Origin of the sequence: Chitinophaga varians (assembly GCF_012641275.1) — a bacterium.
Classification (GTDB): domain Bacteria; phylum Bacteroidota; class Bacteroidia; order Chitinophagales; family Chitinophagaceae; genus Chitinophaga; species Chitinophaga varians_A.
In genome coordinates this window covers 3,420,365-3,433,861 of sequence record NZ_JABAIA010000001.1, presented here as the reverse complement: position 1 = coordinate 3,433,861, position 13,497 = coordinate 3,420,365, and the positions used below count along the sequence as shown (strand labels likewise).

14 protein-coding genes are annotated in these 13,497 nt (G+C 48.3%); 3 read left to right on the top strand and 11 right to left on the bottom strand.

Features of this window, described 5'->3' with window-relative positions; translation table 11 throughout:
- Nucleotides 1-48: 48 nt before the first annotated feature.
- Nucleotides 49-840 (bottom strand): DUF3108 domain-containing protein, encoded by a 792-nt coding sequence (locus tag HGH92_RS14080; protein ID WP_168871326.1) that lies wholly within the window; start codon nucleotides 838-840, stop codon nucleotides 49-51.
- 9 nt (nucleotides 841-849) lie between these two features.
- Nucleotides 850-1,818 carry a lysylphosphatidylglycerol synthase domain-containing protein gene (locus HGH92_RS14075; protein WP_317166411.1) on the bottom strand — a complete coding sequence of 323 codons (969 nt, stop codon included), beginning with the start codon at nucleotides 1,816-1,818 and terminating at the stop codon, nucleotides 850-852.
- A 52-nt stretch (nucleotides 1,819-1,870) separates the two neighbouring features.
- Here HGH92_RS14075 and ruvC point away from each other — a divergent pair, with 52 nt between their 5' ends.
- Together ruvC and HGH92_RS14065 are read left to right on the top strand one after the other, a co-directional pair.
- A complete protein-coding gene (gene ruvC, locus HGH92_RS14070; protein ID WP_168871324.1) occupies nucleotides 1,871-2,431 on the top strand; it encodes a crossover junction endodeoxyribonuclease RuvC in 561 nt (186 codons plus the stop codon).
- Between the two features lie 176 nt (nucleotides 2,432-2,607).
- Complete coding sequence (locus HGH92_RS14065) at nucleotides 2,608-3,306, top strand: response regulator transcription factor (RefSeq protein ID WP_078670371.1); 699 nt, start codon at nucleotides 2,608-2,610, stop codon at nucleotides 3,304-3,306.
- A gap of 3 nt (nucleotides 3,307-3,309) precedes the next feature.
- Here the strand turns inward: HGH92_RS14065 and HGH92_RS14060 are convergent, their stop codons facing one another.
- The 4 genes from HGH92_RS14060 to rsmA all read right to left on the bottom strand — a co-directional run bounded on the left by HGH92_RS14060 (nucleotide 3,310) and on the right by rsmA (nucleotide 6,286).
- Nucleotides 3,310-3,699 carry an HIT family protein gene (locus tag HGH92_RS14060; protein ID WP_168871323.1) on the bottom strand — a complete coding sequence of 130 codons (390 nt, stop codon included), beginning with the start codon at nucleotides 3,697-3,699 and terminating at the stop codon, nucleotides 3,310-3,312.
- Between the two features lie 172 nt (nucleotides 3,700-3,871).
- Nucleotides 3,872-4,345 (bottom strand): transcription elongation factor GreA, encoded by a 474-nt coding sequence (gene greA / locus HGH92_RS14055; RefSeq protein WP_168871322.1) that lies wholly within the window; start codon nucleotides 4,343-4,345, stop codon nucleotides 3,872-3,874.
- Nucleotides 4,346-4,529: 184 nt separating this feature from the next.
- Nucleotides 4,530-5,459, bottom strand: coding sequence for an NAD(P)-dependent oxidoreductase (locus HGH92_RS14050; protein WP_168871321.1), 930 nt, complete (start codon nucleotides 5,457-5,459; stop codon nucleotides 4,530-4,532).
- A complete protein-coding gene (rsmA, locus tag HGH92_RS14045) occupies nucleotides 5,456-6,286 on the bottom strand; it encodes a 16S rRNA (adenine(1518)-N(6)/adenine(1519)-N(6))-dimethyltransferase RsmA (RefSeq protein ID WP_247654886.1) in 831 nt (276 codons plus the stop codon). The genes HGH92_RS14050 and rsmA overlap by 4 nt, the downstream gene beginning before the upstream one ends.
- Here rsmA and pdxA point away from each other — a divergent pair.
- Nucleotides 6,276-7,361 (top strand): 4-hydroxythreonine-4-phosphate dehydrogenase PdxA, encoded by a 1,086-nt coding sequence (gene pdxA, locus HGH92_RS14040; RefSeq protein ID WP_247654885.1) that lies wholly within the window; start codon nucleotides 6,276-6,278, stop codon nucleotides 7,359-7,361. The two genes, rsmA and pdxA, sit on opposite strands and share 11 nt — an antisense overlap.
- An 8-nt stretch (nucleotides 7,362-7,369) precedes the next feature.
- Here the strand turns inward: pdxA and HGH92_RS14035 are convergent, their stop codons facing one another.
- The 5 genes from HGH92_RS14035 to HGH92_RS14015 form a co-directional block, all read right to left on the bottom strand.
- Entirely contained in the window at nucleotides 7,370-7,669 is a 300-nt protein-coding gene (locus tag HGH92_RS14035) for a winged helix-turn-helix domain-containing protein (RefSeq protein ID WP_168871320.1), read from the bottom strand.
- 117 nt (nucleotides 7,670-7,786) lie between these two features.
- Nucleotides 7,787-8,434 (bottom strand): hypothetical protein, encoded by a 648-nt coding sequence (locus HGH92_RS14030; RefSeq protein WP_168871319.1) that lies wholly within the window; start codon nucleotides 8,432-8,434, stop codon nucleotides 7,787-7,789.
- 11 nt (nucleotides 8,435-8,445) lie between these two features.
- Nucleotides 8,446-10,602, bottom strand: coding sequence for a TonB-dependent receptor (locus HGH92_RS14025; RefSeq protein ID WP_168871318.1), 2,157 nt, complete (start codon nucleotides 10,600-10,602; stop codon nucleotides 8,446-8,448).
- A gap of 205 nt (nucleotides 10,603-10,807) precedes the next feature.
- Nucleotides 10,808-12,481, bottom strand: coding sequence for a tetratricopeptide repeat protein (locus HGH92_RS14020; RefSeq protein WP_168871317.1), 1,674 nt, complete (start codon nucleotides 12,479-12,481; stop codon nucleotides 10,808-10,810).
- 11 nt (nucleotides 12,482-12,492) lie between these two features.
- Nucleotides 12,493-13,494, bottom strand: a complete 1,002-nt coding sequence (locus tag HGH92_RS14015) for a type IX secretion system membrane protein PorP/SprF (RefSeq protein ID WP_168871316.1) — start codon at nucleotides 13,492-13,494, stop codon at nucleotides 12,493-12,495.
- Between the last annotated feature and the right edge of the window lie 3 nt (nucleotides 13,495-13,497).

Genomic DNA, 13,497 nt, shown 5'->3' with positions numbered 1-13,497 from the left:
CGCCCCAAAGAATTGTTAAATCTATTCATTTTCAGGGCGGTAAATATTTTATCGTTGTTTTATCAACGAGGTGAAGGGGTGCCGGAGGTTGCTGTAGTTGACCATGTCCACGATAATATTCCCTACGGAGATGGGGCTTTCCACCCGCAGTGGCACCTTATTGGCGTCGTCGCTTACCCATACGGTCATTTTCTCTCCACCTTCAAAGATGGTGCCTTTGATCAGCAGCGGTTTGAATTTGATAGCCCTGAATTTGCCGAAGCGGGTATTGATTTCTTCCTTTCCGAGGTATCGGATATAGATATTATACACCTGGTCATCGAGGAACATGGCGAAGGGGATTTTATCTCCCTCCTGGTACCTGGAGAAATCGATATTACGGGCGTAGTAGATGGAGCTGATCACGTCCTGTACACAGGGAGGCACGGTAAAGGTGCCGTTGGTGCTGACAGCCTGGTGAGCGGCCTGATTAAACACCACGTTATTATAGATTTTGTACCCGCCTTCGTTCACATTGCGGAGAAACTTCAGTGGCTGCATGGTAGCGGTATCCAGCCAGGTTTCGTATTTATCGCGTACTTTGAATATCCAGTCATAGGCACGGAAGGTGCGGCCATCGCCGGTAATGTGGTATACGTCGCGGTTGGCAAAACGTTCCAGGGCTACGGTAAAGACGGCCTCGCCGGCACCTACGTACATTTTACCGAGGTTATACATCACTTTGAGGGTGATACTTTCGCCAACATTGAAACTGGAATTACGGATAGAACAGAAGTCATTTTGCGCGTGAGCGGGGGTTACACAGGCGAAGCATAAGAGAATTAGCAGAAGGTACCTCATTGCGGGAAGCTATTTGTCCTTAAATATTTTTACACCGAGGAGCAGCACACTTCCAATCACTGCCGGCAGACAAAGGTTGATTAACCAGATACCTCCCGTGGCTGCTATAATAACGGCTGTATTGGTACTGAGCAGTCCGAGGAAGTAAATGCTGACTTTCCCACGGATTCCAAGTTCTGCGATAGCGATGGTAGGCACCATGGCCATTACAAGGTAGATGACGCTATTCAACAGGAAAGCCTGCCACCACAAAAACTCCAGTCCCAGCGCGTCCAACAAAATCAAATACTGTGCCGAGAAGACCACGTAGCGGGCGGCTGAAAGCAGCAACAGGTAACGTAAATCCCCTGCAGAATAACGCACAATAATTTGTACAAAGACCTTTGCTTTTCGCAGGAACCTGACTTTTTCGAATACAGCCAGAATAATCTGTAGCCGAAAATATAACAATATCGTCAGCACACAAATTACTACCAGTATACCAAACACAATTTTCTCCCAGAAGTTCGGGGGGAAATAGCTGTTTTCCTTTACCAGCGTAAAGTTATTGAGATAATAGAGCATGCCTATTAACCCAAAAATAACAGTCACAATGAGCTGGCTAAAGCTTCCTACAATAGTGGCGGCAATGGCTTTGAGCTTATTGTGGTTCTTCAGGTACAGGATGCGCCCACCGTATTCGCCTATACGATTAGGGGTGTTGATCGAGAACGATACCCCCGAAAGGATGGCGCTGAAAGCCCTCATAAAAGAGATAGGTTCCAGGGGGCGGACCAGCTTCTGCCACTTTTTGGCTTCCAGTCCCCAGTTGAAAAACATCAGCACCAGCACCAACAGTAATCCTATCCAGCCCTTCTCCTGCAGCGTTCTGCTCATATGCGCCAGCGACTGTTCCAGGTTCTCGCGATGGGCCAACTGATGATAGATAGAGTAACCCAGCCAGCCAAAAAGCACTGCTCCTAATAAGTAATTGAGAATTATTTTGGTACTTTTGTTCAGATATCAAGATTTTTGCAAAAATATACTGTGGTTGGCAAACAAGGCAAAAATAATTCTAGGCATTGACCCCGGCACCCTGGTTATGGGGTATGGACTGATCCACGTGGAAGGCAAAAAAGCCAGTCTGATAGAAATGGATGTCCTGAAATTATCCCGGATGAAGGACCATTACGAACGCTTACAACTGATTCACGCCCGCGTAAATGAATTGATCCGGCAGTTCCAACCAACCAGCTTCGCCATTGAAGCGCCTTTCTTTGGGAAGAACGTACAAAGTATGCTAAAGCTTGGGAGAGCGCAGGGCGTGGCCATTGCCACTGCTATGCATGCCGGTTTGCCGGTAACAGAGTACTCCCCAAAAAAAGTGAAACAGTCGGTCACCGGCAATGGCAACGCTGACAAGGAACAGGTGTGGCTGATGCTGCAACGCATTCTCAGTATCGGTGAACGGCCTGATTACTTCGATGCAACTGATGCCCTGGCCGTGGCAGTCTGCCACTTCTACCAGGAAAGCAGCCCGCTCGCCGCTGTAAGCAAGGCTAAAGGATGGGAACAGTTTTTGCAAAAACACCCTGAAAGGATTTCGAAATAGCCAAAAAGGTTATTTCATAAATTCGTAAAATGTAGTTACTTTGTTTGAAATTGTTCATCCTGAATAAACGGCTAACCCGGCAAAGGCCGGAAAATTAGCATCACTATGAAAAATGACCATCATTTGTTAAGCATGAATTGCGCAACAAGCTTTTTATTAATCAGCATCAGGCAAATATGAAAGCAAGAATCCTATTGGTGGAAGATGATGAATATATTGGTGCAGTTACAAAGAAGCGGTTGGAAGAAGCGGGCTACGATGTTGTGCACAGTATAGACGGCCAGGCCGCGTGGGAGCAGTTCCAGTTACGCACTTTCGATATTTGTTTGCTCGACGTGGTAATGCCTAAAAAAGACGGCCTCACGCTGGCGCAACAGATCCGCACAGTCAATGACCACATTCCTATTCTCTTCCTGACTTCCAAAAACGAAAAAGAAGACCGTATCGCCGGCCTCCGGACCGGGGCTGATGACTATATCAGCAAACCTTTCAGCATGCAGGAACTGATCCTGCGCATAGAAGTGTTCCTGAAAAGGACCAGAAGCCAGATAGCCAAAAGAAGCACCACGTTCGCTATCGGCAAACTGATGTTTGACTATGAAGACCTCCGCCTCTACAACGAAACCGGAGAAATCTCCATTTCCCTTACCCAGAAAGAAGCCGAATTGCTCAGATACCTGTGCGAAAACCCCAATAAAACACTGAAAAGGGAAGATATACTATCCCATGTGTGGGGTAAAGACGACTACTTCCTGGGCCGGAGCATGGATGTTTTTGTGACCAAACTAAGAAAACACTTCAAGTCTGATCCACATGTAAAACTGGAAACACTGCACGGTGTCGGATTCCGGTTCAATATCCCTGTGAAGTCATAATTACTACAGCTGCGCTACTATCTGTTCCTGGATTGCTTTAAACTCCTCCTCTGACAGTTTCAGCTTGCCGCGCGAAAAATTCATGTCTTGTACAGAATTAATCGGAATCAGATGCATGTGCGCATGAGGCACTTCCAGCCCCACCACACTCACACCTACCCGGTTACAAGGCACCACCCGCTCAATCGCCTGCGCAATAGGCTTGGCAAATACCAGCCACTCCCTCAACAAATCATCCGATACGTCGAAAAACTTGTCCGTTTCTACTTTGGGAATCACCAGCGTATGCCCCTTCATCAACGGAAAAATGTCCAGAAATGCATAAAAATGCTCATTCTCCGCAATTTTATAACTGGGTATCTCGCCTTTAATAATCTTAGTGAAGATTGTCATATTGTGTTATTTTATTATTTATTTATTTGGTTATTTAATGAGCGGTTTTATTACATCCTTAAAATAAGGAAATCTTACATCCCCCAAATATCAAAATAATAAAATAACAAAATGAAAAAGGGGCTGCATCACTGCAACCCCTTCCATATGGTGATTCAGCAGGACCCGGGGATCATACTGAAATACTGTCAATCTTGAATTTAATAACACCATTAGGCGCCTGCACCTCTGCAATGTCACCTACATGCTTGCCCAGCAGCCCCTTGCCAATCGGTGAGGTAACAGAAATCTTGCCCGCCTTCAAATCAGCCTCTGTCTCAGAAACGAGTTGATAGGTAACCGTCTTCTTGTTGGCTGTATTGGTAATGGTAACCTTACATAAAATAGATACTTTGGATGTATCGATAGCATCTGCACTTACAATGCGGGAAGTGGCGATGGCCGATTCCAGCGTTGCAATTTTAGCCTCGTGTATACCCTGCGCTTCTTTGGCGGCATCATATTCGGCATTTTCCTTCAAGTCCCCCTTTTCCCGTGCCTCAGAAATAGCACGGGCAATCTCTGCACGGCCCTTCGTTTTAAGAAGTGTGAGCTCGTTCATCATTTGGTCCAGGGTCTCTTTCGTAACGTAGTTTATGCCAGACATAACCTGCTTGTTTTTTATGGTTATAAGAAAAAAAAATCAACGCCTCCATTTGCACAGAAGCGTTGTTTACGGGTGTTATTGCAAATATAATAAATTCCGGATAAAGAAAAAAAAGCACCCTACCGAATCAAATTGATTGAAAATCAACAATTTAATTCAGGACTCAGGAACTCCGGACGAGCTCCTACAGGATATTTAGCTTCTCCAGCACGATACGCGCCATTTTAATGCTCGCTTCGTGGGAATAACCGGCTATATGTGGCGTCACCACTACATTCCGGGCCTTCAGCAACCAATTCAGCTGCTCTTTTTCGTCCGGTGTATAGGTGCTCAGTTTTTCATTTTCCAATACGTCAAGACAGGCACCGCCAATAATGCCCTGCTCCAGGGCGGCAATCAGATCGGTGTTGTTCACCAGCTTGCCCCTGGCAGTGTTCATAAACCAAACAGGCTTGTTGAACGACTGAAAAAAGGCCATATTGGCGATATGCAGCGTTTCCTCCGTCAGCGGCAAATGCAGGCTCACCACATCGGCTTTGGTAAAGATATCGGTCAGGCTGGCTTCTTTCACATCGGCCGTACCAAAACCTTTTTTGTATTTATCATATGCCAGGATGTTCACATCAAAACCTTTGAGCTTGCGTGCGAAGCTGCTGCCGGTATGGCCGTAACCGATAATGCCCACGGTCCTGCCGTTCAGCTCATACCCACGGTTACCGTCACGCTCCCAGATACCTTCGCGCAACTCTATATTACTACGCAGGATATTATTGATCAGGCAAAGCAACATCCCCACAGCCTGTTCGCCCACAGCGTCCATATTGCCTTCCGGGCTGCTCACGCAGTGAATGCCTTTGCTTTCTGCATAAGGCACGTCTATCAGCTCCATACCGGAGCCCAGCCGGCCTATCCACTGCAGCTGCCGGCCATGGTCAATTATTTGCTTATCTACCCGTATCCGGGTGGTCACAATCAAACCCACACAATCCTGGATGGCACTGTACACGCCATCGTAAGAGATAGAAGGCTCATAAACAACTTCAAAGCCCTTGTTTTGCAACTGGTCCGTTAAATATGGATGTACTTTAGCGGTAATTAATACTTTTCTGCTCATATCATCTTATGGGATAATGCTGCAAATTCAGCAACAGTCAATTCTTCAGCCCTCTTGGTAAAAATCGGGTCCTGCAAAGTTTCCTTGTCAAACAGGGGTTTCAACGGATTACGGAGCTGCTTCCGGCGCTGATTGAAGGCTGTTTTCACCAGCACGGTGAATTTCCGCTCAGAGGCAATATCTGCCGGCTGCTCCAGCCGCGTAAGCCGGATAACGGCCGATTTCACTTTCGGCGGCGGATTAAAACAGTTCTCATGCACTTCAAAGAGGTACTCCACTTTATAAAAAGCCTGCAACAGCACGCTCAGAATGCCATATTCCTTGCTCTTATGCGCTGAAGCAATACGAACAGCCACTTCCTTCTGGAACATCCCCACGGCCACGTCCACATGCTCCCGCCATTCCAGCAAACGGAACATGATCTGTGTGGATATATTGTACGGGAAATTACCGATGATGCGGAACTGGCCTTCAAAAGGCAAGGCTGTCTCAAGAATACTCTCGTTGATCAGCTTGCCCTGAATGGCAGGATAGGTCTTCTCCAGGTATTGTACTTTCTCTGTGTCCAGCTCCACGGCCTTAAAATGAATGCCTGGCAGCTGCAACAGGTACTTGGTGATGGCCCCGCCACCAGGCCCCACTTCCAGCACTTGCTGGCCTTCAATTACAGGTAGGGACTCCACAATCTTCCTGCACATGTTCTCATCTGTGAGGAAATGCTGTCCCAGCGATTTTTTTAATGTATACATGCGTGGCTGCAAAGATAAGCCTGTTTCTGCCAAAGGCGTAATATTTTCTCCCGCAAACTGGCTATATTTGCCTCTCATTGGAGGCAATATCAGTATGAGTACACAGACCAACAAACCGGTTATCGGCATCACCATCGGTGATATCAACAGCATTGGCGCAGAAATCATCATCAAAACCTTTCTCGACGCAAGGATGATGGAGTTCTGCACGCCGGTGATCTTCGCATCTAATAAAACCATCAACTTCTACCGGAAGCTGATGAACGAAAATAATTTCAACTACCAGTCTATAAAGGATTTCACCCGTTTGAACCACAAGCAGGTAAACGTCTATAACTGTTGGGAAGAAGAGGTGCAGATCACACCGGGCGTACTCAACGAAGCCGGCGGCAAATACGCTGCCCGTGCACTGGAAGTGGCCATCCAATGCCTGAAAGACGGCCATGTGCAGGGTCTGGTAACAGCCCCCATCCATAAAAACAATATACAAAGCCAGCAATTCAACTATACCGGTCATACGCCTTACCTGAAAGCAGCCTTCAATGCCAAAGACGTACTGATGTTCATGACCGCCGATAATATGCGCGTAGGCCTCCTCACCGAGCATGTGCCCATTGCGGAAGTCTCCAGATATGTCACTAAAGAAAATATCCTGGCCAAGCTGCAACTGATGAAGGAAAGCCTGATAAAAGACTTTGGTATAGACAAACCACGTATTGCAGTGCTGGGGCTCAATCCCCACGCAGGAGACGAAGGCCTGATCGGCAAGGAAGAAATTGATCAGATCATCCCGGCTATCCGTCACGCAAAAGGCAATGGCCTCCTTTGTTTTGGCCCCTACAGCGCAGACGCGTTCTTCGCCCGGGAAATGTTCCAGCAGTTTGACGGCGTACTGGCCATGTACCACGATCAGGGCCTGATACCCTTTAAGTCCCTCGCCAGCGGCGAAGGCATCAACTATACGGCAGGCCTCAATATTGTCCGTACTTCACCGGACCACGGCACCGCCTTCGATATCGCCGGTAAAAACCTGGCCGATCCCAACTCTTTCAGACAAGCCATCTTCACTTGCCTTGATATCATCGAACAACGGGAACGTTACGCGGAAAATACCCGCAACCCGCTGAAGAAAACAGAACTGGCTTCTGAATAAAATACCAGCTACTTCGATTTGCCCACTTTCAGGTAAGCCTGAATGGCATGCACATAATTCTCAAATGCTTTCCTGCCCGCAGGCGTAATCTTACATAACGTCTGCGGATAGTTGTCCCTGAACTGCTTGATCACCTCTATATAAGAAGCATCCCGCAATTTATTGATCTGTACACTCAGATTACCGGCAGTTGCATTCGTCTTCTCCTTCAATAGCGTAAACTCCGCTTCTTTTTCACTCAACAAAACATTCATGATCGCCAACCGCAATTGTGAATGAAGTACCGGGTCCAGATCTTTAAAATCCATAGCATTTACACATTTAGATATCTTATTATTTTTTATTTGATTTACTGATCTTAAAATAAAACCATCTCAAAATCAGTAAATCAAATAACGAAATCTCAAAATAACCCAATAACCAGACTACTGGGCTTTGGAGAGCAGCTCTTTCGCGTAAGGTTCGCCCCAGTGTGGCGCAATAGCGCTTTCCGGCTTAAAGGCCGCATACTTCTGCAGCGCTGTTTCCAGCATTACCTTAGCTTTTGATTTGCTGCCGCCAAACTGTTCCGGAGTGAACAGCAGCGACTGGCCCAACAACAGGTACACACGCGGGTTTTCGGCATTGTATGTTTTAGCCAGCTCGATCTGCTGACCGGCTTCCATACCGTATTTCATGCCTCTGCTGGCCGGGTCTACCATCAGCCGGGCTGAAGCCACCAGTGAACGGATACAGGCCACTTCAGAGCTCTTCGGGTTTAATGTTTCGGCTTTGTCCAGGTTGGCGGCAGCTTTGTCCGCCACTTCATCAATCTTGCCTTTGTCCTGTCCCACAAAGCAGGACATCACCTGGCAGTAGGCGGCATAATAATACGGCAGCCACTGCGTTTTTTCTGCTTCCGCGATGCGTTCAAAAGTGTTGATTTTGGCTACGAGCGCATCAGGAGCAAAGCTGCTGCTGCTGTCCAGATCAGCCACTTGTTTGGACATAGCGTCCTGATATTGCGCGGATTGCGCTACGGCGACTGTTGCCAGCCCGCCAATCATAAAAAGGGAAAGGAGTAAACGTTTCATATGTGTGTGAATTATAAGTTATTGATAACGTCTTGTCTTCTGTCTATACCGAAGTTCATAAACATCCCCAGGAAAATAAACCGTGGTACGTTGGGAGTAATTTCTCCCCGGCGCAGCCCATCACTGGAATAACGGTAACCGAATACCTGTTTATTGCCCGGCGCATTGCTCACGCTCAGCACAAAGATGGTAAACGCCTTGCGGATAGTGGTCAGATAACTGGCACTGACGCCCAGCGCGTGGTAATCGATGGTTTTATCTGACATAAACTTATCAGCCGGCAGGTTTGGGTTGTAGTAAGGCCTGCCGGTGGCGAAGGTATAGGTAAGTCCGAGGTTAGTGCTCAGTTTTGGAAAAAAATGTTTGTATACCAGACTGGCCGTGTGCGTAGCGGCAAAGTCAGGCTGCACTTCTTTCGGATAATTCAGATAGTCACGTTTGGTATCGAGGTAGGAATACGAAATCCAGTAGTCCACGTTTTTGATGCTTTTCCGGTCCCGCCAGAACACCTCAATGCCTTTCGCATATCCCTTCCCGTTATTGCTGTAGTAGGGCACTGTCTTCACCAGGTCAGCATATTGCTTATAGAAGAGCTCTGTCCGGAAAGTGTAGTCAGACGCCACGCGCTGATAGCTGACGATGTAATGGGTGGCTTTCATATAGCCGAGACCGTGGTCAAAGCGGATATACTGTGGTTCGGGCTTCTGGTAATAATCGCCGTATGCCACAGAGAACTGGCTGTAGTTGTCCATTTTATACGCCAGTGACACCCGCGGGGCGATGTTCATCTTCGCCAGCACGGAGGTATATTCTGCCCTGCCGCCTACCCGGCCGACAAAGCTGGGCGTGAAATAGATGTCACCTTCCGCAAAGGCGGCCGTATAGTTGTCAGCGTAGTTGAAAGGCCGCTGGTTAAAGGAAAATTGTTCCGTGGCATATTGGTATTCTCCGCCAAAACGCACCGCGGAAAACTGGCCGATGTTGCGGGTCAGCATCACGCGTGACTGGCTAAGTGATGACCGTACCCGGATATCGGCAGGCGTCTGGTTTTTACCGAGCGTGTCTGTGGCGATATTGTCGCGGTTATTACTAAAAGAAGCCCCAACGTATATCCGCCAGTCTTTTCCCAGGTTTTCGCGGTACGTCATGTTCGTATAGATGTTACCGTTACGGACCTGATAGGATTCCATATCTCCCGGATATTCAATACTGGGAGAGCTAAAGCCCATTCTGCTCCAGTTGCCGTATCCATAGAACTTTAGCAGCCCCGTGGAAGATGTTTTCCTGCGAAAATTCAGGGAAGTGCCGATAATTTCCGGACCGAGGTTGGGTGTCTGTTTGGGCTTCATCACCTGAAAGTAAGGAGCCAGGTTGGTATAATCGCCTTCCACGCCCCAGGAAGATTTTTTATCGCGGGAAAGGTTCTCCACGCCTGCACTGGCACCAATCACCGAAAGGCCCACGCTGGAAGAAGAGCGCTGGGGCAGGTCAGTGGATTCCAGCACTAAGGCAGAAGAAAGCGCCTGGCCATATTGCGCGGAATAGCCGCCGCTGCTGAAAGTAGTGCCTTTAAAAAGAAAGGGGGAAAAACGGCCCCGTCCCGGTACGTCTGGCAGACTGGAAGAAAATGGGTTCCGTACCAGCATGCCGTCAATTAATGTCTGTGTTTCATAGCCGGTGCCACCGCGCACAAACAGGCCTTCACGATCGTTGGTCTGCTGCGCTCCCGGCAGTGTTTTGATAGCGTTGACGATATCTGCGCCGGCACCCGCCGTGGTCACGATGTCCAGCGGTTTCAGCACGGTGCCTTTTTTATCGTCGCTGGCTTCAAAGCTGCCGGCAGAAATAGTAACGACGCGCAGCGCATTGGCCGCATTTTTCAGAATAATGGACAGCTGTTCTCCGCTCTCTGTATTGATTTTTATTTCCAGAGGCTGATAGCCGCTTAAGGTAGCAGCCAAGATACGTTCTCCCGCTTCTGTAGTGGTAAATGTAAAGCTGCCGTCAGCTTTGCTGGTGGCGCCATCGTAAGATCCTTTAATGTACACGTTCACGCCTGGCAACGGATGTTTTTTGTTGTCCGTTACTTTCCCGCTGATTTTATGCTGTGCCAGCAATACCGCAGGTAAAAAAAGTAAAACAGATAGGTAGAGGTTGATCCTGAACATATTTTTGGAGTTAGGAGACCCGAAGGTAAACTAGTTTATATCTTAAACAAAATAATCTTAAAATAATTTTATAATATACTGATTATCAAAATAAAAAAACCTGCATAATCCCTCCTAAGAGGTACTTATGCAGGTAAATGTGGACAATATATTGGGGTCATATGACATACACGTCACAGGAAAGTATGCAGTGGTCTGCCATTGCTTACTTTTTTCTTTTCTTTTTAGGTGGATGACCATGTCCTTTTTTGTGCTTAACAGGACGGTATTGTGGTGTCTCTTTCACGGCAGGCGTGGGACAAATGGACTTGTTGACCGGTGTTGTTTCATTCATGTTTTTGGTGTCAAACTCCACGCTTTCCACATGATCAGGGTAATGCACACGGATAACGTATTCTGCGTCCGGCTCCAGTTTCGCTTCTATTTTGCCAGACGGAGGCATGATCATATAACACCATCCCATATCCCTCGTTTTGTTGTACAGGTAAACGCAGGTGGCGGTGCCGGCGCAGATGTCAACGGTGAAGGGTATACGCAACAGCGGTACTGGCAGCGGTTTCAGTTCCGGCAGCGCCGGCGGCGCATTAAAGCTGTAAATATCATCACCTCCTTTACCACCGGTCCTGTTGGACGAGATAAAGCCGTCACGGTCTGTTTGCGGAACATAGTAAAAATCATCTGCACTGGAATTGAAAGGCGGTAGCAGGTTGACCGGCGTTGTCCATGTTGCCTTGCTGCCACTGGCCGCAAATACGTCATAGCCGCCTAAACCGGCTTTGCCTTTACTGGCGTAGTATAACATATTTTCAGCGCCGGTTACCGGGAACGCGTCGTCATCAGCGGTATTAAGCTGTGGTCCGCAGTTCTGTGGTTTTCCCCAGGTGTTGTCGCCTTGCTTTTCGCAGTACCAGATATCGGTTCCGCCGCTGCCACCGGGCATATCGGAGGCAATGTACAGAACATTGCCGGCTTCATTGAGGGCGGCATGTCCTATCGAGTAGTCGTTGCTGTTATAGGGAAAGGCTACAGGCGGCTGCCATTTGTGCTGTTGCCGTACAAACATCAGCAGCCGCAGCTGCCGGGTGCCATACACTGGTCTTTCCTTTTTGTCGTAGGGCACGCGGCGCGCCGGATCGGTCACGGTAACATAAGCCGTATCCCCACCGGGCGTGAAGCACACCGGGCCTACGTGATAAGGATAGTTGTTGATAAAGGAAGAGAAATCTTTTACATAGCCGATACCAGATTGCCCGTTTTCCGCTTCATACAGCTTGCCATACCCTGCATTGTTGCGTCCATAGCGACGACGCGTGCCTTTGATATACCATACGTCCTTACGCACGCTGTCTGATACAAACACTACATGATTACCATGCCAGGTAGTGCCCCAGTCATTTTTCCCGGTGTTGACGCCCGTTTCATTTTTCAGGTGTACGCCTCCCGGCAAGTTCATCCACTTAACGGCGGAATCACAGCCGGCAATGCGGGTGGCCACCCTTTGCTGGTCAGGGTACTGGCTGTATTGTTGCCTGGCTTCATCGTAACGGCCGAGGCTTTTCAGCATATCGCCATAATGCAGGTGGTCTTCCGGAGTGGCGGTATTATCCTGCAACACCTGGGCGTACCAGTAAGCGGCTTTATCATATTGATTATACAACCGGTAGGAAGTGGCCAGTCTTTCTTTTATCTCTGCCGCATGTTTGCGTCCTTCGCGGGTACGTAGCAGCCGCTCATACAGTCCTGCCGCCTGCGCATATTCCTCCCGGCGGAAACGGATATCTGCGGTCTTGCTGATAGATGGCTGCTCCTGCGCTACGGCCTGCAGGGTGATGTAAAACAGTACGCCTGTGGCAAAATAATTGATCAGTGTTTTTCTCATGCCTGCTATATTTAAAAGTACCTCGGGCTACGGGTACGGGATTCGTATTTTTTACTGTTGAACAGGAAGCCTACGGAGATTTCATGTGATCCCTGCTGATAACTGGCCATTTTACTCACAGTAATATCGTAGGCATAACCAATGCGCAATTGCGGCGTCGCATAAAATTCCACCAGTACGCTGGCGGCATCCAGTTGTTCGAGGTCTTTGGACAGCGCCGGTTTGCTCCACAGTTTCACACCGGTACGATAGGAACCTCCCACCCACAGGCGGTCTGCTATCAACAAAAAAGCATTGAGGTCCACATTGGTAGGCCCTTTAAAATCTTCCTTCACCATCAGCGATGGTTTTAATTTCAGGCTTTCCGAGAGGTTGAGCAGATAACCGGCAGTGAGGTACAGGTGTTGTGTTTTCTTCAACGTATTGTAATTGTATCCTCCCCAGTAATAGTTGATATTCGCGGAATAGAGGGAGAACAGGTCCATCACTGAAGCGCCGATATAAAACTTCGGCGTGTAATAATACACGCCAAAACGTGCATCGGGCACTATCTTGGAGGTTTTGCCCAGCGGGATGGCCTGGTCCAGATCGTCCACATATTTTAACGCGGTACCATCTACGCTGTATTGGGTAATGCCACCACCAATGCCGATACACAGGCGCCGGGTATCTTCCTCGTCCAGCGGAATACGATAGGAATAGAACCCGTAGGCTGACAGGTTTTCCTGTGGCCCCAGTTTATCCAGCATCACCTGTGCGCCCACGCCCACCCTTTCATCTTTGGCGTTGGTAAGGCCATCAATGGAGATGCCTGCCGTGGTGGGCGCCCCGGGAAAGTCCACCCACTGATGGCGGTAAATCGCATTCAGATACCAATCCTGCTTGTATCCTGCATAGGCAGGGTTTACACTCAGGCCATTGAACACATACTGGCTGAACTGCACGTTTTGCTGTGCAGTGGCTGTCATTAGCCCGATGCAGCCGCATACAAGTAATAATAATCTCTTTGTCATATG